This window comes from Kitasatospora sp. NPDC057904, assembly GCF_042887925.1.
Taxonomy (GTDB): domain Bacteria; phylum Actinomycetota; class Actinomycetes; order Streptomycetales; family Streptomycetaceae; genus Kitasatospora.
Map to the genome: position 1 here is coordinate 300,541 of NZ_JBHVOL010000006.1, position 18,024 is coordinate 318,564.

Here is an 18,024-nt window from a genome sequence, read left to right on the forward strand (position 1 = left end):
GGACCGGTGCTAGCCGTCCAGCCGCCGCTTGATCCAGTCGGTGTAGCCCAGCGGGTAGTCGTAGCCGGGGCGGTTGACGTCGGCGCTGGTGCGGAAGGGGGTGCCGCCGTTGTCGATGTGGACGGTGCCGCGGCGGCCGCCGCTGGACCAGTCCAGCGTCAGGTCCCAGCGGACGTCGTGCGCCTTGGTGTGCGCGGTGACGTAGAAGACCTCGGGGTCGGACGCGCTCACCTTGTACGGGAATTCGCGCTGGCCGCCGAGCACGGGACTGCCCCGGTCGAGGTCGACGTCGAAGGACTTGGTCCCGACCTCGCCGCCGCAGCCGACCCCCATCGAGTAGTCGTTCCACGCGAGCGGTGCGCCCTTGGCCGTGATCCGCACGTGCAGCGCCTCCAGGACGACCGTGTCCGCTCCGGTGCCCTGGACGGTGAGGGCGACCTGTTGTTCGCGGGAGGAGACCGCGCTGTAGGCGGCGGCCCAGCGCGGGGCGTCGCGCTCGGTGGCCGGCGGGCCGACCTGGGCGGGCGCGCTGTTGACGAGGAAGTGCTGGCTGCACGGGTCGGCGTAGACGTACGGGCGGATGCCGACGGTGAGCGGCGCCGGCGCCTCGGCGGTGGGGGTGGGGGTGGGGCTCGGCGGCGCGGGCGTGACGGCGGCCGCGGCGGTGGAGGCGGCGGGGACGGGGACGGGGAGGGGGGATTCCGGTGCGGCAGCCGTACCCGCCGTAGCCGGAACCGCCGGACCAGCCGACACCGTCGCGCCGGCCTCCTGCCGTCCGTCCGCATCGCTGTCGGCACCCCAGATCGCGGGACGCACGACGATCACCGCGGCGGCCAGCACGGCGACGGCCGCGGCGGAGGCGATCAGCGCGTTCCGGCGGCGCCGTGGCGGAGTGGACTCCGCCGCCGCCTCGACGGCCGGCTCGTCGACGGCCGGCTCGTCGACGGTCGGCTCCGCGTGGGCCTCGGGAGGTGCGGTCGGGGCACTCCGACGAGCCCGCGCCGCGTCCGCGAGGATCCAGCTCCGGTGCAGTTCCACGAGCTCCTCCGGCGTCGCCCGGCAGACCCGTGCGAAGCGTTCCGCCGGCGTGTACTCGTTGGGCAGCGCAGTGCCGTTGCAATAGCGGTGCAGCGTCGACGTGCTCGTGTGCAGGCGCTTGGCCAGCGTTCCGTAACTCAGTCCCGAGCGGGTCTTGAGTCCGCTCAGCAACCGCGCGAAGTCCTCCGCCTCCGCGGTCCCCGTGCCCTCCGACACCCGTCCCCTCCGATCCCCCCGCGTCCCGTTCCGGCGTTCCGGGCTCGTCCAAGTCGCGCTGGTCAGAGCCCGGTTCGCCGTTCCACCCTACCTATCGCCCCGTCAGACGTGGCGGCTGGGACGGACGGTTCCGCAGGCTTCGGTCATCCGATGGACGCACCGTCCGACCGAATGCCGAAAGGGGCGCGACCACATGTCCGTCCGTACCTCCCGCACCCGTCCGATCACCGTCGCCGCGACCGTCGTGGCCGCCGCCCTCTCGCTGGCCGCGTGCAACGACAACGGGGACATCGGGGACATCGCGACGTCCACCGGCCCGTCGCTCAGGGCCACCGCACCCGCCTCGCCGGCGGCTCCCACGTCCGTCGGCGCGGCCGGCAAGACCCCGGCCGCCGTTCCGAAGACCCCCGCGCCGATGACCTCCGCGCCTTCCGCGTCTTCCGCGCCCGCCGCCCCGACCACCTGCCAGGCCGCCGACACCAAGACGGTCGCCGCCCCGCTCAACCGCCCGGTGAACCACCTGCTGCTCACGGTGACCAACACCGGCCCCGGCACCTGCTACCTCCACGGCTACCCGGCCGTGCGGTTCGGCGAGGACCAGTCCGTGCCCCCGGTCATCGCCGAGTCGAAGCCGCAGGCCGTCGTCACGCTGAAGCCCGGCGAGTCCGGCTACGCGTCCGTCGACCTGTCCTCCACCGACGGCACCAACGGCTCGAACGGCCGCACCGCCACGTCCCTGGTCGTCTACTTCCGCGGCCCCTCCGGCAACGGGAGCGTCGGCGCCGGGGCCCACCCGCCGCTGCCGGAGAAGGGCGTCTACGTGGACGACTCCCTCAAGGTCACCTACTGGCAGCAGTCGCTGGACGACGCCACCTCCTGGTGACGGCGCCACCGCCCGACGGACAGGTCGCCTCCGGCCGGTCGGACGACCCGCCGGAGGCGACCGGGCTCAGGCCCGCACGGCCGCGCCCGCCCAGGCGCGGTTGCCGAGGAGGGTCTTGACGTCCGAGGCGAGGCCGTTGTCGGGGTTCACCAGGAAGCCGAGCTCGTAGAGGGTGTTCTTGTCCCAGTTGGTGGTCAGCAGCCGGACCGGGACGTCGCCCGGGTGGGCCTGGAGGGCGAGCTTGAGCTCGGCGACCACCTGGGGGGTGAGCCGGGAGACCGGGACGGTGATCTGGACCGGCGGCTTGGTGCCGAGCTCGGCGGAGGAGACGTCGAGCGTGCTGATCTCCTGGCCGAAGATGCTGAGCGACCCGTCGCGCTCGTTGAGGCGGCCGCGGACCGAGATCACGTTGTCCTCGATCATCTGGTCGGCCATGAGGTTGTAGGTCGCCGGGAAGAACAGCACCTCGACCGAGCCGTCGCGGTCGGCGAGGGTGATGATCGCCCAGGCGTTGCCCGCCTTGTTGATGCGCCGGTCCACGCCGGTGATCAGGCCGGAGAGGCGGACCTCGCCCTCGGAGCGGCCGGAGCCGAGGAGTTCGGCGATCGAGGTGTCGCGGTTCTGGGAGAGGATGTGTTCGGCGCCGTCCAGCGGGTGGCTGGAGACGTACAGGCCGAGCATCTCGCGCTCCAGGGCGAGGAGTTGGCGGCGGGGCCACTCCTGGTTGGTGAGCTGGAAGTCCAGCCCGATGCCCGGGCCGTCGCCGTCGCCGGCGTCCATCGCGCCGAACAGGTCGTCCTGGCCGATGGCCTGCTGCTTCTTCACCCCGGTGACGGCGTCGATCGCGGTCTCGTGGACGCTGCTGAGCGAGAGCCGGGTGTGGCCGAGGGAGTCGAAGGCGCCCGCCTTGACCAGGGAGTCGACGGTGCGCTTGTTGCAGACGACCAGCTCGACCTTGTCCAGGAAGTCGGGGAACGAGGTGTACTTGCCGTTCTCCGTGCGGGTGCGCACCAGGGACTCGATGACCGGCACGCCGACGTTGCGCACGGCCTTGAGGCCGAAGCGGACGTCGCTGCCGACGGCGGTGAAGTCGACCACCGACTCGTTGACGTCGGGGGAGAGGATCTTGATGCCCATCTGCCGGCACTCGGCCAGGTAGACCGCCATCTTGTCCTTGTCGTCGGCGACGGACGTGAGCAGCGCGGCCATGTACTCGGCCGGGTAGTTGGCCTTCAGGTAGGCGGTCTGGTACGAGACCAGGCCGTACGCGGCGGAGTGCGACTTGTTGAACGCGTAGCCGGCGAACGGGACCAGGACGTCCCACACGGCCTGGATGGCCTCGTCGGAGTAGCCGCGCTCCTTGCAGCCCGCGTGGAAGGGCACGAACTCCTTCTCCAGCACCTCCTTCTTCTTCTTGCCCATCGCGCGGCGCAGCAGGTCTGCCTGGCCGAGCGAGTAGCCGGCCAGCACCTGGGCGGCTCGCTGGACCTGCTCCTGGTAGACGATCAGGCCGTAGGTGGGGCCGAGGACGTCCTTGAGCGGTTCCTCCAGCTCGGGGTGGATCGGGATGATCTCCTGCTGGGCGTTCTTGCGCAGCGCGTAGTTGGTGTGCGAGTTCATGCCCATCGGGCCGGGCCGGTAGAGCGCGGAGACGGCGGAGATGTCGGCGAACTCGGTGGGCTTCATCAGCTTGAGCAGGGCGCGCATGGGGCCGCCGTCGAGCTGGAACACGCCCAGGGTGTCGCCGCGGGCCAGCAGCTGGTAGGTGGTGGGGTCGTCGATCGGGATCTTCTCGATGTCGACGTCGATGCCCCGGTTGGCCTTCACGATCTTGATGCAGTGGTCGATGATGCCCAGGTTCCGCAGGCCCAGGAAGTCCATCTTGATCAGGCCCATGGCTTCGCACGACGGGTAGTCGAAGCCGGTGATGATCACGCCGTCCTTGTCCCGCATGTGCAGCGGGATCAGGTCGAGCAGCGGGGTCGAGGAGAGGATGACGGCCGCGGCGTGCACGCCGGTGCCGCGGATGAGGCCCTCGATGCCCCGGCCGGTGTCGATGATCTTCTTGACGTCCGGCTCGTTCTGGTACAGCGCCCGGATCTCGGTGCCCTCGTTGTACCGGGCGTGCTTCTCGTCGAACAGGTCGGCCAGCGGCACGCCCTTGCCCATGACGTCCGGCGGCATCGCCTTGGTGATCCGGTCGCCCATGGAGAACGGGTAGCCGAGGATGCGGTTGGCGTCCTTCACGGCCGCCTTGGCCTTGATCGTGCCGAAGGTGTTCACCTGGGCCGTGTAGGCGGCCCCGTACTTCTCGGTGACGTACCGGACCATCTGGTCGCGCTGGCGGTCGTCGAAGTCGATGTCGACGTCCGGGGGGTTGATGCGCTCGGGGTTGAGAAAGCGCTCGAAGAGGAGGTCGTGCTCCAGCGGGTCCAGCTGGGTGATGCCGGTCAGGTAGGCGACCATCGAGCCGGCCGCCGAGCCTCGGCCGGGGCCGACCGGGATGCCGTTGTCCCGGCCGTACTGGCAGATGTCGGCGACCACGAGGAAGTAGGCGTCGAACCCCATCGGGGTGATCACGCCCATCTCCAGCTCGATGCGGTCCAGCACCTCCTGGCTCGGGCTGTCGCCGTACCGGTGCTGCAGCCCGATCTCGATCTTCTTGCGCAGGTAGGAGGCCTGGGTCTCGCCCTCGGGCACGTCGAACTGGGGCATCCGGTCGACGTAGGTGAAGACCTCCTCGTACGACTCGACGCGCTCGGCGATCGCGAGGGTGTTGTCGCAGGCCTCCGGCAGTTCGCGGAAGAGCTCGCGCATCTCCTCGGCGGTCTTGACGTAGTAGCCGGTGCCCTGGAACTTGAACCGGTTCGGGTCGTCCTTGTTCTTGCCCACGCCGACGCAGAGCAGGCTGTCGTGGGCGTCGGCCTGGTCGGCGGTCACGTAGTGCGAGTCGTTCGTGGCGAGCAACGGGATGTTCAGCTGCTTGGCCAGGCGCAGGAGGTCCTCGCGGACGTCCTTCTCGATGTCGAGGCCGTGGTCCATCAGCTCCAGGAAGTAGTTCTCCTTGCCGAAGATGTCCTGGTAGGCGCCGGCCGCCTTGACCGCCTCGTCGTACTGGCCGAGCCGCAGCCGGGTCTGCACCTCGCCGGAGGGGCAGCCGGTGGTGGCGATGATGCCGCCCGCGTTGGCGGCGATCAGCTCGCGGTCCATGCGGGGCTTCATGTAGTAGCCCTCCATCGACGCGAGCGAGGAGAGCTTGAAGAGGTTCCGCAGGCCGGTCGCGTTCTGCGCCCACATGGTCATGTGGGTGTAGCGGCCGCCGCCGGAGACGTCCTTGCCGCCCTCGCCGTCGGCGCCGGAGGGGCGCTGGCCGCCCGGCGCCCAGAAGACCTGCTTCTTGTGGAAGCGCGAGGCCGGGGCGACGTACGCCTCGATGCCGATGATCGGCTTCACCCCGGTCTTCGCGGCGGCGTGGAAGAACTCGTACGCGCCGAACATGTTGCCGTGGTCGCTCATCGCGATGGCGGGCATGCCCTGTCTCTCCGCCTCGGCGAACAGCTTGCCGTTCTTCGCCGCCCCGTCCAGCATCGAGTACTCGGTGTGGACGTGCAGGTGCGCGAAGCTGTCGGACACGGCGCTGTGCTCCTCGGAGGGATCTCGGGGACCGCGGGAAACGCGGGGGGAACAAGCGGTCCAGGCTAGCGGGTCGGAGCGTTCGACGCGCCGGGCGGGGCGTCCGCGGCGGATACTTTGACGGATCCTTCCCGCTGCCTTGACAGGGCGGTGCTCGGGTCACTAGTGCTTCAGGGCACGGTAGTTGCGCCGCACGGGGACGGCTACGACGTCACCGCGGCGGAGCGGCGTCGAGCTCGGCCCAGACCGTCTTGCCCCCGGGGTGCGGCTGGGCGCCCCAGCGGGTCGCGGCGTTCCGGACGATGAAGAGGCCGTGCCCGCCCGGCACGCCCGGGCGGTGGGGCAGGCGCGGTTCGGGCAGGGTGGTCGAGCGGTCGGTGACCTCGATGCGCAGACGGGCCGGTGAGGCGTCGAGGACGAGGTCCACCGGGCCGCCGGCGTGCAGCAGGGCGTTGGCGACCAGCTCGGCGACGAGGAGCACGATGTCGTCCGCGCCGGAGCCGCCCGTCGGCCACGACCAGTCGGCGACGGCCTGCGCGGCGTACGCCCGGGCGCGGGCGACGGGCTTCGGCTGCCCGGCCAGGTGCAGGCGGCGGCGCTGTCCGCCGGGCGGCAGCGTGGGGCCGGTGCCCGGCCGGTCGTCGTCGAGGGTTGCCCGGCTGGTCGTCATGTGCGGGGTCCCCTTCGGCTTCGGCGTCGTGGTCCGTTTCGTCTGTTTCCGTGCGTTTGGTCGTGATTCGTCGTGCTTGGTCGTACTTGGAGGTGCTTGGAGGTGCTTGGTCGTGCTTCGTCTGCTCGGATTCCCGGCCGTGGGCGGATCATGCGCGCCGTCGACCGGATTCGACCGCGCCGGGTCGGGGCGGGATCTGCGCCGCCGGTCAGAGCGGTGCGGCGAGCGCCGCGTCCACGGACGGGTGGAGCGAGAAGACGCTGTCGGCGCAGGTCAGTTCGAGCAGCCGCAGCACGGTGGCGGACGGCGCCGCGAGGCGGAACCCGACGTCCGAGGCGATCGCCGCCACGCGGGTCCGCAACAGCAGGTTCAGGCCGGAGGAGTCGCAGAAGTCGACGAGTCCGAGGTCGACGACGAGCAGCGGCGGGCGCCGGGCCACCAGGTCGTCGAGCGCGTTCCTGGCGGGCTCCAGGCCCTCGATGTCGAGGTCGCCCGCCAGCGCGCAGACGGCCGCCCGGGTGTCGGTGTGCCGGGTGTGCACGACCAGGTCGGGCCGGGGGCGGGAGCCCGCCTGGAAGGGGTCGGGGAACGCGGTGGTCGGCACGGTCGCGGGCTCGTTCTCTGCGGGCATCGTCTGCTCTGCGGGCATCGTCGTGCTTCCCCTCCACGGGTGTGCTCCACGAGCGTACGCACGCCACCCGGGTGCGGCCAAGGCCGTGGGTGGCGTGCGCGGCGTCGCGGGAGTGCGGGGCCGGCTTACGGGGCGGTGAGGTCCGCGTGGAGCTTCTTCAACAGGCGGTTGAGGAGCCGGGAGACGTGCATCTGGGACAGTCCGAGGCGGGCGCCGATCTGGGACTGGGTGAGGTCCTCGCCGAAGCGCATCGACAGGATGAGCCGGTCACGCTCCGGCAGGGCGGCGATGAGGGGCTTGAGGACGATCAGGTCCTCGACGGTGGCGAACCGCGGGTCCTCCTCGCCGAGGCGCTGGGTGAGCGGGTTCGGCTCCTGCCGCCCCTCGGTGGCGGGGGCGTCCAGGGAGCCCGCGGTGTGGCCGTTGGCGGCGGCGAGACCCTCGATCACCTCCTCCTCCGACAGGGCGAGGTGTGCGGCGATCTCGGGCACCGTCGGCGCCCGGCCCAGGCGCTGGAACAGCTCGTCGCGGGACTTCGCGAGGGTGATGCGCAGCTCCTGGAGGCGGCGCGGCACGTGGACGGCCCAGGTGGCGTCGCGGAAGTGGCGGCGGATCTCGCCGAGGATGGTCGGCAGGGCGAAGGTGGTGAACTCCGCGCCGTGGTCGGGGTCGAAGCGGTCGATCGCCTTGATCAGGCCGACCGAGCCGACCTGCACGAGGTCTTCGAGGGGCTCCCGGTGGTTGCCCACGCGGCGGATCGCGAACCGGACCAGCGACAGGTTGAGCTCGATCAGCGTGGTGCGCACGTAGGAGTACTCGCGGGTGCCCTCCTCCAGCGCCGCCAACCGGACCAGCAGCACCCGCGTCAGCTCGCGCGCGTCGGCGGGCGCGACGTGCCGGGGGTCGTCGATGCCGTCCAGCCCGGGGATGCCGTCGAGTCCGGGGGAGTCCAGTGCGGGGAAGTCCAGCGTGGGGGAGTCCAGCGCGGGGGTGGCGGCGCGAGGGTCTCCGGGCGCGCCGACCGCCGGGGCCTCGTCCGGAGCCCGGCCTGTCGCGCGGTGGAGGAGTTCGTCACTGGTCGTGGCCATGTCGGTCCTTTCCCCTCGGCGTACGGTCCGTCCCCGGGTACCCGCCGAGTCCGGATCCATGCCGGTGGCCGGTGTGAGGATCGCGTGAACGGCCGGGGACGGCGGATCCTCGACGGCGGATCCTCGGCGGCGGATTCTCGGGTGTCCCGGGCGGTTCTCCGATCCGGTGGCATGAACCGCGGCAACCGGGGCAGCCGAGCGGTCACGGCGGACGCGCCGGACCGCCGGACACCACACACAGGGGCCGGGACAGCCGGCGGTCGTCCCGGCCCGAGGAACCCGGGAAAGGGGAAACGCCCATGGAACGTCTTGCCGCCCGGATCACCATGCGACTGATGACCGGCGACGAACGCAGCCGGCTCCTGGAGGTCGGCTGGTCCTACCGGTCCGACGAACCGCACGCGGTGGCGCTGGACTTCGCGGACTTCCAGCCGGACGCCGCGTGGACGCTCTCGCGCGACCTGCTCGCCGCCGGCCTCCACGGTCCCGCGGGGGAGGGCGACGTCCACGTGGCCCCGTTCGACGACGCCTACGTGCTGATCGCGCTCGCCGACGACGAGGGCGTCGCCCTGCTCGCCGCCTCCGCCGACGCCGTCGCCCGGTTCCTGGCCGCCACCGCCCGGATAGTGCCGCCCGGGCTCGAACACACCCGGATCGACTGGGACCGGGAGCTGAAGGACCTGCTGGCCGCCTGACCGGACCGAATCGATCGGTCCCCCCCCGCTGGAGAGGAGACGTCACCCATGGCCTTCACCCCCGCCGAGCCCGGCCTCCCGCCACCGCCGCCACTCCCGCCGGAGCCCCTGGCGCCGCCGGATCCGACCCGGCCGCCCGGCCCGCCCCTGGTGCCCGACCCTCCGCCGTCGCCGGGCACGCCCGAGCCCCCGCCCGACCCGCTCCCGGATCCGGACCCCCTGTGGCCCCCGCCCGAACCGGCCGGGCCGCGGCCGGGCCACCCGGAACCGCCCGAGCCGCCCGACTGAACCAGCCGTTCGGCCCGTTCGAACCCGTCGCCGCAGAAAGGAGACCGGCACATGTGGTGGAGCCTGCTCCGCCTCGCCGTCGCCGGCGTCGCCGCCGCCGTCGTCACCTACGGCCTCGACCGGGTGGTGCAGGCGGTGGCGCGGCGGCTGGTGGTCCCCGGGAGCCCGGCCGGCGTGCCGCTCCTGGTGCGCCGCTGCCGCCGGCCGGTCCTGGCGCTGACGGCGTGCCTCGTGCTCGCCGCCGCGCAGCCGTGGATCGCCGCGCCGCCCGCCGCCCGCGCCGGGCTGCGGCACCTGGCGGTGATCCTCGCGATCGCCTCCGGCGGATGGCTGTGCGGCCGCCTCGTCGCGCTTCTCGCCGAGGGCGCCCTCAGGATCGCCGTCCACCGGCGCGACCCGGTGTGGGCCGGGCGCGCCCGGACCCAGGTCGGCCTGCTCGGCCGGATCTGCCAGGCGATCGTCGCCGTCGCGACGCTGGGTGCCGTCCTGATGACCTTCCCGGAGGTCCGCGGCGTCGGCACGAGCCTGCTGGCCTCCGCGGGCCTGGTCGGCGTGGCGGCGGGCGTGGCGGCGCAGAGCACGCTCGCCAACGTCTTCGCCGGGGTGCAGATGGCCTTCGGCGACCTGGCGCGCATCGGGGACGTCGTCGTGGTGGCCGGGGAGTGGGGGAAGGTGGAGGAGATCACGCTGACGGCCGTGGTGATCGAGACCTGGGACCAGCGACGGCTGGTGATGCCGATGTCCTACTTCGTCGGCCGCCCGTTCGAGAACTGGTCCCGCCGCTCCAGCCGGATCACCGGCACGGCGCTGCTCCACCTCGACCACCACGCCCCGGTGGGGCTGCTGCGGCAGGAGTTCGACGACTTCCTGGCCAAGAGCGACCTGTGGGACGGCCAGGGCAGCGCCCTGCAGGTGGTCGACACCACCCCCACCACGATCGTCGTCCGCGCGCTGGCGACGGCGGCCGACGCCGACGACGCGTTCGCGCTCCGCTGCGCCCTGCGCGAGCACCTCATCGGCTACCTGCGGGACGAGCATCCGTACGCCCTGCCGCGCATATCCGTGGGGGACGCGGCAGGGCGCCGCCCGGACGCGCGGGAGTCCGTCGACACCCCGGGCCCGGCCCGGGGCCCTCACACCACGTGACCGACGTCCGGCCCGTGGGCGGCCGCTCACGGGCCGGACGCGTGCCGCACACCCGGCCGGCCGTGGCTCGGAGACCAGGACTGCCCGGGGGTGTCGTTCAGGAATCCGCTGGTCCGTCCTCGATGTCCGAGATCAGCTTGGTGCTCAGGTCGCTCTGCACGGCCAGCCGGGTGTGGCCGGCGTCGGGGCCGGTGCCCCAGGTGAGGGTGACCGTCGTGAACAGGTGGCCGGCGCCGGAGTCGTGGTAGCGGACCTCCCAGCGGGTGGGGACGTCCTGGGCGCGCAGGACGCCGTCGGCGTGGTTGGCCTCCTCCCACGCGGCCAGGCGCCGGCGGAAGTCCTCGGTGAGGCAGTGGGCGCGGAGTTCGTCGGACAGGTCGTCCGTGCCGTCGGACACGGCGTCGATGTAGGCGCCGTAGAAGTCGGCGACGCGGTCGACTGCCGAGTCCGGGCTCCCGCTGCGGACGGCTGAGGACGTGACGGTCTGGCTGTCGGTCATGGGTTCGTCTCCATCGGGGCATCATCGGAAGTCCCGCCCACGGCGGGCACGTTGGGCCGTTCCCGTCCCTTCCCCGACGCGTACGCATCACACGCCGTGGCCCATCGATCACCCGAACGGATGAACACAGGCCCGCCCCGCGCCGGGCAGCGGCGCAGGGCGGGCCGGGCGGGCGCCGACGTCACCCCCGTGGATGCCGGTGCCCGTGCTCGGGGGACGTCCCGTTGCTCAGGAGACGTCGATCGCGGGGGACTCGCCGGCGTAGTAGTAACCGGGGGCGGTGAACCACGCCACGGCGTAGTACCTGCCCGGGGGCACCGGGGTCAGGTAGCCGTACACCGAGCCGTAGAAGGCGTCCTGCGGGCTGCACGCCGTGCCGCCGTACTGGTTCCCGGCCCCGTCGACGATCTTGACGCACAGGTGGATGCTGTTGTGCACGTGGTCCATGGTGTAGGCGGCGGCCCGGATGTTGCGTCCGCCCTCCGAGCTGATGCAGGACTGGGTCAGCACGCCGTCGGCGTAGTACGGGGACCGGCAGCCGCCGTTGTCGGCCGAGGCGGTGCCGGCGGCGAACAGGGTGGCGGTCGCGGTGAGCGCCAGCACCCCGGCCGACGCGGCGAGACGGAGTTTCACAGGGGCTCCTTCGGCATGGGAGTGGTCGGTCCGTGCTTCTCGCATCGGGAACTCACGGTCGCGCCCCGGGACTTGGCGCGGGCGGCGGGTCGCCTCGGCCGGGCCCGGTCGCGCCCGTGGTGTTCCGCCTCAAGGCTGGCCGAAGCGGCGTGTGGAGTCACGAATTCCGTACAACCCCGCACAGGCGGCGGCGCCCTCGGATGCGGGCCAATCCGGTCGCGTGCCAGCCTCGAAGGACGGGTGCCAGTCCGTTCCGCTCCGCCCTGCCGGGCCCCTCTCCGGCGGGGCCCCTGGGAGGTCCACCATGCCTGCCGTCCGCCCGTTGGGCCCGCCGCCCGCCCGCCGTCACCGGGGCGCGGCCGGATGAGCGCCGTCGTGCACCTGTCCGGGCCGGGACGGCCGGGACCGGACCTCGGGGAGCTGGTCGCGCGGGTCGCGCGCGGGGACCAGGACGCGTTCTCGCACCTGTACGACGCGGTCGCCGGGCCGGTGCTGGGCCTGGTGCGCCGCGTCCTGCGGGACCCGGCGCAGTCCGAGGAGGTCGCCCAGGAGGTGCTGTTCGAGGTGTGGCGGACCGCCGCCCGCTACCGGGCCGAACGCGGCGCGGTGATGCCGTGGGTGCTGACCATCGCGCACCGGCGCGCGGTGGACCGGGTCCGCGCCGCGCAGGCCGCCGCCGACCGCGACCGGCGGGCCGCGGCCGCCGCCCACGCCCCGGTGTTCGACGAGGTCGCGGAGCAGGTCGAGGGCCGGCTGGAACGCGAGCAGGTGCGGCGGTGCATGCGCGTGCTGACCGAACTGCAGCGCGAGTCGTTGACGCTGGCGTACTACCGCGGCTTCACTTACCCGCAGGTCGCCGAGGTGCTCGGCGTGCCGCTGGGCACGATCAAGACCCGCGTGCGCGACGGGCTCATCCGCCTGCGCGACTGCCTGGGGGTGGGGGCATGAGCGTCGCCGACCTGCACACGCTGACGGGCGCGTACGCCGCGCACGCGCTGGACCCGGCCGAGAGCTCGGCGTTCGAGCGGCACCTGGCCGACTGCCCGGCCTGCGCCCAGGAGGTGGCCGAGTTCGCCGCGACCCTGGCCAGGCTCGGGGCGGCGGAGTCCGTGGTGCCGCCGGAGGCCATGAAGGCGCGGGTGATGGCCGCGCTGCCCGCCATCCGGCAGGAGGCCCCGCGGACCGCCCCCGTCCAGCCGGCGGGCCCCGGGCCGGGCCGGCTGCGTCGAGCCTGGCCGAAGGTGGCACTCGCCGCGTGCCTGGCCGTCGCGGCCGGGGCCGGCGGTCTGGCCGTCCAGCAGCACCGGGAGGCAGACCAGGCACGGGCGCGGGCCGCCGCCGTCCAGCAGCAGCAGAACCGGTTCGCGGACCTCCTCGCGGCACCCGATGCCCGTACAGCCAGCGGGACGGTGGCCGGCGGGGCGGGCGTGGGCACCGTCGTGTGGTCGCACGGCCGCGGCCAGGCAGCCTTCCTCGCCACCGGCATGCCCACCCCGGCCGGGGGCAGGACGTACGAGCTGTGGTTCGACGACGCCGGGACGATGCGCCCCGCGGGGCTGCTGCCGGGCGGCGACGGTTCGCTGGTGCTGTCCGGGCCGCTGGGCGGGGCGACGGGCGTCGGAGTGACGGTCGAACCGGCGGGCGGGTCCGCCCACCCGAGCGGCTCGCCGGTCATGCTGCTGTCGTTCACGTGAGGCCGGGCAAGCCTCGACAGGGAGTTCCGCCCGCAGCCCCGTCGGGGTTACTCTCCGGTAGCCCCGGGAGGCCTTCCCCGCCGGGGCCCGCCGACGAGCACCCCGAGGAGCAGCATGCCCGCCGACAGATCCGCCCGATCCGCCCGCCTGTTGAGCGGACTGCTGCTGGGCGCCGGGGTGGCGCACTTCGCTGCCCCGCGCCCGTTCGACGCGATCGTCCCGCGTGCCCTGCCCGGCAGCCCCCGGACCTGGACCCACCTGAGCGGCCTGGCAGAGCTCGCCGTCGGCGCCGCCGTCGCGCACCCGCGCACCCGCCGCGTTGGTGCACTGGCCGCCGCCGGGCTGTTCGTCGCGGTGCTCCCCGCCAACGTGCAGATGGCCCGCGACTGGCGCACCCGCCCGGCGCCGCTGCGCACCGCCGCCGTCGCCCGGCTCCCGCTGCAGGTGCCGCTGGTGCTCTGGGCGCTGCGGGTGGCCCGGAGCTGATCCCGTTGCCGTGCCGTCCAGCATGCAGGTGGGCGGCTTCGCGCGAACGGGCCCGTCCCGGCGGCCGGTCACCGCTCGTACGGCTGAACCGGCGCATCGCGCGTCCCGGCCGGGCGTTGACCACGGCATGAAGACCAACACCTGGGCCGGCGTGGTCGCCGGTGCCGCCCTGCTGGTGACGGGTGCGACCCTCGCCCCCGTCGCCGGCGCGGCCGGTGCGCCGGTCGCACCGCACGATCCGTACACCCGCACCGAGCTGTTCTTCGGCACCGAGCGCCCCGACGGCGGTCCCGCCGTCACGGAGCAGGAGTTCCAGGCCTTCGTCGACTCGGAGATCACGCCGCGCTTCCCGGACGGCCTGACCATCGAGGACGGGCGGGGCCAGTACCGCGACCGCCACGGCGTCATCGAGCACGAACGGTCCTACCTGGTCACGCTGTTGTACCCGCTGCCCGCCGCGCGGACGGCGGGTGCCGCGGTGGAGGAGATCCGCCGGGCCTACGACCAGCGGTTCCAACAGGAGGCCGTGGGCCGCGTCGACGAGTCGGTGAGGGCCTCGTTCTAGCCCGCGCCACGACACGCCGGAGGCCGTCCGGACCGCGCGCGGGCGCTGTCCGGACGGAGCAGCCGCAGACGCGGGGTGAGCTTCCGTGCGCCCCCGCGTCATCCGGCCCAAGGTCCGCCCCGAGGCCGGGAGATGGTGAGCCCGCCGGGAGGGGGGCGCTTCCCGGCTGGTAGCGTGGCGATCTTCGCCAGGCGCAGGCCGGTGGAGTCCCCGAAGGCGAACGCCCATGACCGACATGCACGTCCACCGGGCGAGGCTGCGCCTCGACGCCGCCTTGGAGGGCCTCGCGGACGCCTTCCGCGGCGCGGTCGCGCTCCCCGACGAGCACAACTGCGAGTGCCACTGGGGCAGCGCCGAGGAGCTCGCCCTCCTCAAGGTGCCCGGGGTTGTGCTCGATCCCGACCTCCTCCGGCGGAGTTGGCACATCCCCGGGTGGGGCGACCCCGGAGCCGTGCTTCGCCGCATCCTGCCCCAGCTCGCGGGCGCCGTCGTCGACAGCCGGTCCGAGTCGTACCGGTACCGGGACGAGATCGGGGTTGTCCTCGCCCGCGCGGACTGGCAGGCGTGGCCCCCGGAACAGGCCGCGGCCGTTCGGGAGTTCCTGCACGCGTTCTGGGCCCACACCCTCGTCACCCCCGACCCCGGCGCGTACGCGCCCCGGACCCTCGTCCTGTGCGTCGAGGCGTCCGGCGAACTGAGCCCCTGGCTCGACGACTGGGAGGCGCTGGACCACCCGGCGGCCGATCGTCGCCTCGCGGAGGCCGTCGACGAGTGGGGCGACGACCTGCTCGCCGACGAGTTGCCCTGGTGGACCTGGCACGACGACAAGGACGGTATGGTGGCCGTCCTCACCGCCTGGCTCACCCGCCACGCCCCTGCCCGGCTGAGAGCCATCGGCGCCCCGGACGACCTGCTTCACCGCCTGCGGCTGATCGGCCTCACCGGGCCCGCCCGGTGGACCGATCCGCACGGGCCGAACCACACCGACTGATCGCACGCGACCCGACCGGCTGCTCCGACGCGAGGCCCTGGTCGGGCGGGCCCGCCGCACGGCAACGGGGGAGCTCCGAGACCCGTCAGTGCGCGCGGGCGACGACCACCGGGCACGTGGCGTGCTGCGTCACGCGGGTGCTGACCGAGCCGAGCAGGGCGCGGCTGAAGCCGCTGCGGCCGTGGCTGCCCACCACGAGCAGTTCGGCGCCCCGGGAGGCGTTCAGGAGCACGTCGGACGGGTCGCCCATCACCATCGTCCGCCGCACCTCCACCGTCCGGCCCTCGCCGAGCACCCGGTCGCCGAGCACGCGGTCGAGCTCGTCGGCGAACCGCTTCTCGGCCACCTCCCGGTCGAAGGAGTGGTCCACCACGGGCGCCGACCAGCCGATGTGGCTCGGCGGCTCCCAGGCGCCCACCGCGTCCACGACGCCGCCGATCAGGGTGGCGTGCCGGAGGGCCCAGCGCAGCGCGGCGTGCGACGACGGCGAGCCGTCGACGCCGACCACGACGCGGGGAGCGGAATCGTGCGCGTTCATCTGTGTCGCCACCTGTACCGTCACCGTCCTGTGAACCGTTGGAGCCCCTCGTCCACCGTGCGTGCCGTCCCCTGCCGGCGCCAGTACGGCCTGCCACCCGGGTGACGGGCGCCGGCCGGGTCAGCCGTACGGGACGACGGCGACCGGGCAGTGGACGTGGTGGATCACGGCGTGCGCGACGGGCCCCAGGTGGTGGTGGCGCAGGGGCGTGTGCCGGGCGCGGCGGCCGACGACGAGCAGCCTGGCCGGCGCCGCCGCGTCCACGAGCTCGACGGCCGCCTTGCCCCGGACCAGGTCGGCGGTCACGGTCACCTCGGGGTGACGGGCCCGCCAGACCTCCACGGCCTTGGCGAGCCCGTTCCGCTCGACGCTGGAGATCTCGCCCTCCAGCCCGCCGATGGCGCCGTAGGACATGTACTCGGTCCCGGCCGGCGGGGACCACACGTGGACGACCCGCAGCGGCGCCGAGCGGACGGCGGCGGCCTCGAAGGCGAACGCCAGCACGTCCTCCGCAGGGTGCGCCAGGTCGAGCCCGACGACCACCGGACCGTCCGACCCGCCTCCCTGTGCGCCCGGGGCCTGCGCGCGGACGAGCACCACCGGACAGGGCGCCCGGCGCAGCACCTCCTGGCTCACCGAGCCGGTCAGGTACCCGCGGATGGTGCCGAGGCCGTGCGAGCCGAGCGCGAGCAGGGCGGCGGTTCGGCCGGCCTCCTCCAGCGCCTCGACGGGGTCACCCGACACCGGCGACGCGGTCACCGCCACCCCGGGTGCCATCTCGCTCAATTCCGCTTCCCGGGAGGCGAGTTGCTCCTGTGCGCGGCGGAAGGTCTCGTCCCGTCCCGCCACATCCCGATGCGGCCCGGGCCAGGCCTGGAGGAGCGTGAGCGGACACCGGCGGCGCTGCGCCTCGCGGACGGCCCATTCGGTGGCGGCGAGGCTTTCGGGCGAACCGTCGAATCCGACGACCACGGGAGCGTTCACGGCCGGCCCCCTCAGTCCCGCAGCGAGCCGAGCGCGGCACGCAGTCGCCGGCCGGCCTCGTCCGCGACCTCGCCGAGCCCACCGTCCGGCCCCGCGAGCGCGACCAGCACCTGGGGATCGACGGCCTCGACGACGGCGCCGTCACCGTCCGCCCGGACGACCACGTTGCACGGGAGCAGCAGCCCGATCCGCCGGTCGGCCCGGAGCGCGCGGTGGGCGAGGGAGGGGTTGCAGGCACCGAGGATCACGTAGTCCTCGACCTCCTCGCCGATCTTCTCCCGGAGGGTCGCCCGGATGTCGATGGTGGTCAGGACACCGAAGCCCTGCTCCTTGAGCGCGGCCGTGACGGCCTCCACCGCCTCCGCGAACGGCCGGCCGAGCCGGACGCCGAAACCGTAGTCCACGATCTCCTCCTCGGGGTCCCGCCCAGTATCGACGGGCCCGCGACCCACCGCCTCCCGGCGCGGGGCGAACCGGGTGGATCCGGATACGGCCGTTGCGACAAAATGTGCGGATGACGTCGACCGAGGCGGAATTGGACGCCGCCGACCTCTGCGACCGTCTGCCGGGCGTTGGCAGACCTCCAGTACGTGGTGATCCCCGAGGAGCTCATCGAGACCGACTACCGAGGACCGAGCCCGCTCCCCAGCCACGTGGCGCGGCCGACCTGGTGGGACCGGTTCTCCGGGATCTACTGACGGTCACTCACCCCGAGCGCCCGTTGTCGTACCGGCCCGGTAGCGTGCCACGTGCCGAGTGCAGACGAGAGCGTTGACGGGGAGTTCACTTGACCGGGCACGACACGCGGACCGGGCTCGCCGCCCTGCTTCTCGACGGACTCTGGCCGGGTCTGGATCGAGCCGGTCTGAACGTCGTGGAGTACGACCCCGAGTGGCAGTCGCCCTGTCAGCTGGGGGAGCCCGACCCCGACGGCATGATCCGGTGGAAGCCCGTGCCAATGGACCGGGCCCCCGACTTCGCCGACCTTGAGGCCGCAGTCGCCGCCATCGGTGGGGTGCTGCATCCGGACGTGACAGCGTTCTACGGCAGCCTCTGGTGCGGCCCGGTGGACGGGTTGGAGCACTCCGGTGAATCGGTGTCGCTCCGCACGCTGTGGAACGAAGCAGAACTCCAGCGCACCGTGCGCGGCCTGGCCGAACACACGCGGCGGCAGGCGGCGGAGTTCGGCGGTGCCATCTCGTTCCCCGTCGCCGGCTCCTACTCCGACCTGTCCTTCGCCCTCGACAACGCCACCGGCGAGATCCTGCTCCAAGAGGCCGGCCACCCCGGTGGTCGCCTGGTCGCGCCGTCGTTGGCCGAGTTCCTGGCGGACTTGTAGGCGGGGC

The 18,024-nt window shown here is 73.3% G+C and carries 20 protein-coding genes; 10 read left to right on the top strand and 10 right to left on the bottom strand.

Annotation, left to right across the window (positions count from 1 at the left end):
• Window positions 1-9 precede the first annotated feature (9 nt).
• The gene (locus tag ACFVSN_RS18200) at window positions 10-1,254 is read right to left on the bottom strand and encodes a helix-turn-helix domain-containing protein (protein ID WP_387956027.1); all 1,245 of its coding nucleotides are present in this window, start codon (window positions 1,252-1,254) and stop codon (window positions 10-12) included.
• Between the two features lie 193 nt (window positions 1,255-1,447).
• Here ACFVSN_RS18200 and ACFVSN_RS18205 point away from each other — a divergent pair, with 193 nt between their 5' ends.
• A complete protein-coding gene (locus ACFVSN_RS18205; protein WP_387956029.1) occupies window positions 1,448-2,137 on the top strand; it encodes a DUF4232 domain-containing protein in 690 nt (229 codons plus the stop codon).
• 66 nt (window positions 2,138-2,203) lie between these two features.
• Here the strand turns inward: ACFVSN_RS18205 and dnaE are convergent, their stop codons facing one another.
• The 4 genes from dnaE to ACFVSN_RS18225 all read right to left on the bottom strand — a co-directional run bounded on the left by dnaE (window position 2,204) and on the right by ACFVSN_RS18225 (window position 8,159).
• Complete coding sequence (gene dnaE / locus ACFVSN_RS18210; protein WP_387956031.1) at window positions 2,204-5,770, bottom strand: DNA polymerase III subunit alpha; 3,567 nt, start codon at window positions 5,768-5,770, stop codon at window positions 2,204-2,206.
• Between the two features lie 211 nt (window positions 5,771-5,981).
• Entirely contained in the window at window positions 5,982-6,440 is a 459-nt protein-coding gene (locus ACFVSN_RS18215; protein WP_387956033.1) for an ATP-binding protein, read from the bottom strand.
• A gap of 208 nt (window positions 6,441-6,648) precedes the next feature.
• Entirely contained in the window at window positions 6,649-7,089 is a 441-nt protein-coding gene (locus ACFVSN_RS18220) for an STAS domain-containing protein (protein ID WP_387956035.1), read from the bottom strand.
• Window positions 7,090-7,196: 107 nt separating this feature from the next.
• A complete protein-coding gene (locus ACFVSN_RS18225) occupies window positions 7,197-8,159 on the bottom strand; it encodes a SigB/SigF/SigG family RNA polymerase sigma factor (protein WP_387956037.1) in 963 nt (320 codons plus the stop codon).
• Between the two features lie 299 nt (window positions 8,160-8,458).
• Between ACFVSN_RS18225 and ACFVSN_RS18230 the strand changes: the two genes are divergently transcribed.
• Entirely contained in the window at window positions 8,459-8,854 is a 396-nt protein-coding gene (locus ACFVSN_RS18230) for an SsgA family sporulation/cell division regulator (protein WP_387956039.1), read from the top strand.
• A gap of 339 nt (window positions 8,855-9,193) precedes the next feature.
• Window positions 9,194-10,288 (top strand): mechanosensitive ion channel family protein, encoded by a 1,095-nt coding sequence (locus ACFVSN_RS18235; RefSeq protein ID WP_387956041.1) that lies wholly within the window; start codon window positions 9,194-9,196, stop codon window positions 10,286-10,288.
• Window positions 10,289-10,385: 97 nt separating this feature from the next.
• Here the strand turns inward: ACFVSN_RS18235 and ACFVSN_RS18240 are convergent, their stop codons facing one another.
• Both ACFVSN_RS18240 and ACFVSN_RS18245 read right to left on the bottom strand, forming a co-directional pair.
• Window positions 10,386-10,787 carry a hypothetical protein gene (locus tag ACFVSN_RS18240; RefSeq protein ID WP_387956043.1) on the bottom strand — a complete coding sequence of 134 codons (402 nt, stop codon included), beginning with the start codon at window positions 10,785-10,787 and terminating at the stop codon, window positions 10,386-10,388.
• Between the two features lie 228 nt (window positions 10,788-11,015).
• Complete coding sequence (locus tag ACFVSN_RS18245; protein WP_387956045.1) at window positions 11,016-11,420, bottom strand: hypothetical protein; 405 nt, start codon at window positions 11,418-11,420, stop codon at window positions 11,016-11,018.
• A 363-nt stretch (window positions 11,421-11,783) separates the two neighbouring features.
• Between ACFVSN_RS18245 and sigK the strand changes: the two genes are divergently transcribed.
• The 5 genes from sigK (at window position 11,784) to ACFVSN_RS18270 (ending at window position 15,156) form a co-directional block, all read left to right on the top strand.
• Window positions 11,784-12,368 carry an ECF RNA polymerase sigma factor SigK gene (gene sigK / locus ACFVSN_RS18250; RefSeq protein WP_380492162.1) on the top strand — a complete coding sequence of 195 codons (585 nt, stop codon included), beginning with the start codon at window positions 11,784-11,786 and terminating at the stop codon, window positions 12,366-12,368.
• Window positions 12,365-13,114, top strand: a complete 750-nt coding sequence (locus ACFVSN_RS18255; RefSeq protein WP_387956047.1) for an anti-sigma factor domain-containing protein — start codon at window positions 12,365-12,367, stop codon at window positions 13,112-13,114. Before sigK ends, ACFVSN_RS18255 begins: the two co-directional genes overlap by 4 nt.
• A gap of 114 nt (window positions 13,115-13,228) precedes the next feature.
• Window positions 13,229-13,600 carry a hypothetical protein gene (locus tag ACFVSN_RS18260; RefSeq protein ID WP_387956049.1) on the top strand — a complete coding sequence of 124 codons (372 nt, stop codon included), beginning with the start codon at window positions 13,229-13,231 and terminating at the stop codon, window positions 13,598-13,600.
• Between the two features lie 127 nt (window positions 13,601-13,727).
• Window positions 13,728-14,165, top strand: coding sequence for a DUF3574 domain-containing protein (locus ACFVSN_RS18265; RefSeq protein WP_380446085.1), 438 nt, complete (start codon window positions 13,728-13,730; stop codon window positions 14,163-14,165).
• A gap of 226 nt (window positions 14,166-14,391) precedes the next feature.
• On the top strand, window positions 14,392-15,156 hold the full coding sequence (locus ACFVSN_RS18270; RefSeq protein WP_387956051.1) for a hypothetical protein: 765 nt from the start codon (window positions 14,392-14,394) through the stop codon (window positions 15,154-15,156).
• Window positions 15,157-15,241: 85 nt separating this feature from the next.
• Here ACFVSN_RS18270 and ACFVSN_RS18275 read toward each other — a convergent pair whose 3' ends face one another.
• From ACFVSN_RS18275 to ACFVSN_RS18285, 3 genes are all read right to left on the bottom strand, one after another.
• Window positions 15,242-15,694, bottom strand: coding sequence for a universal stress protein (locus ACFVSN_RS18275; RefSeq protein WP_380446088.1), 453 nt, complete (start codon window positions 15,692-15,694; stop codon window positions 15,242-15,244).
• 120 nt (window positions 15,695-15,814) lie between these two features.
• A complete protein-coding gene (locus tag ACFVSN_RS18280) occupies window positions 15,815-16,678 on the bottom strand; it encodes a universal stress protein (RefSeq protein WP_387956053.1) in 864 nt (287 codons plus the stop codon).
• A gap of 11 nt (window positions 16,679-16,689) precedes the next feature.
• Window positions 16,690-17,082: a DUF302 domain-containing protein gene (locus ACFVSN_RS18285; protein WP_387956055.1), complete on the bottom strand. Its 393-nt coding sequence runs from the start codon at window positions 17,080-17,082 to the stop codon at window positions 16,690-16,692.
• 168 nt (window positions 17,083-17,250) lie between these two features.
• Between ACFVSN_RS18285 and ACFVSN_RS18290 the strand changes: the two genes are divergently transcribed.
• Window positions 17,251-17,376 (top strand): hypothetical protein, encoded by a 126-nt coding sequence (locus ACFVSN_RS18290; RefSeq protein ID WP_387956057.1) that lies wholly within the window; start codon window positions 17,251-17,253, stop codon window positions 17,374-17,376.
• An 89-nt stretch (window positions 17,377-17,465) separates the two neighbouring features.
• Entirely contained in the window at window positions 17,466-18,017 is a 552-nt protein-coding gene (locus ACFVSN_RS18295) for a SecY-interacting protein Syd (protein ID WP_387956059.1), read from the top strand.
• The last annotated feature ends 7 nt before the right edge of the window (window positions 18,018-18,024 follow it).

Bases quoted from the DNA above. Each gene is read 5' to 3' on its own strand.
- ACFVSN_RS18205 (WP_387956029.1), top strand. From the start codon at position 1,448: ATGTCCGTCCGTACCTCCCGCACCCGTCCGATCACCGTCGCCGCGACC.
- ACFVSN_RS18215 (WP_387956033.1), bottom strand. From the start codon at position 6,440: ATGACGACCAGCCGGGCAACCCTCGACGACGACCGGCCGGGCACCGGC.
- ACFVSN_RS18220 (WP_387956035.1), bottom strand. From the start codon at position 7,089: ATGCCCGCAGAGCAGACGATGCCCGCAGAGAACGAGCCCGCGACCGTG.
- ACFVSN_RS18225 (WP_387956037.1), bottom strand. From the start codon at position 8,159: ATGGCCACGACCAGTGACGAACTCCTCCACCGCGCGACAGGCCGGGCT.
- ACFVSN_RS18230 (WP_387956039.1), top strand. From the start codon at position 8,459: ATGGAACGTCTTGCCGCCCGGATCACCATGCGACTGATGACCGGCGAC.
- ACFVSN_RS18235 (WP_387956041.1), top strand. From the start codon at position 9,194: ATGTGGTGGAGCCTGCTCCGCCTCGCCGTCGCCGGCGTCGCCGCCGCC.
- ACFVSN_RS18240 (WP_387956043.1), bottom strand. From the start codon at position 10,787: ATGACCGACAGCCAGACCGTCACGTCCTCAGCCGTCCGCAGCGGGAGC.
- sigK (WP_380492162.1), top strand. From the start codon at position 11,784: ATGAGCGCCGTCGTGCACCTGTCCGGGCCGGGACGGCCGGGACCGGAC.
- ACFVSN_RS18255 (WP_387956047.1), top strand. From the start codon at position 12,365: ATGAGCGTCGCCGACCTGCACACGCTGACGGGCGCGTACGCCGCGCAC.
- ACFVSN_RS18260 (WP_387956049.1), top strand. From the start codon at position 13,229: ATGCCCGCCGACAGATCCGCCCGATCCGCCCGCCTGTTGAGCGGACTG.
- ACFVSN_RS18265 (WP_380446085.1), top strand. From the start codon at position 13,728: ATGAAGACCAACACCTGGGCCGGCGTGGTCGCCGGTGCCGCCCTGCTG.
- ACFVSN_RS18270 (WP_387956051.1), top strand. From the start codon at position 14,392: ATGACCGACATGCACGTCCACCGGGCGAGGCTGCGCCTCGACGCCGCC.
- ACFVSN_RS18275 (WP_380446088.1), bottom strand. From the start codon at position 15,694: ATGAACGCGCACGATTCCGCTCCCCGCGTCGTGGTCGGCGTCGACGGC.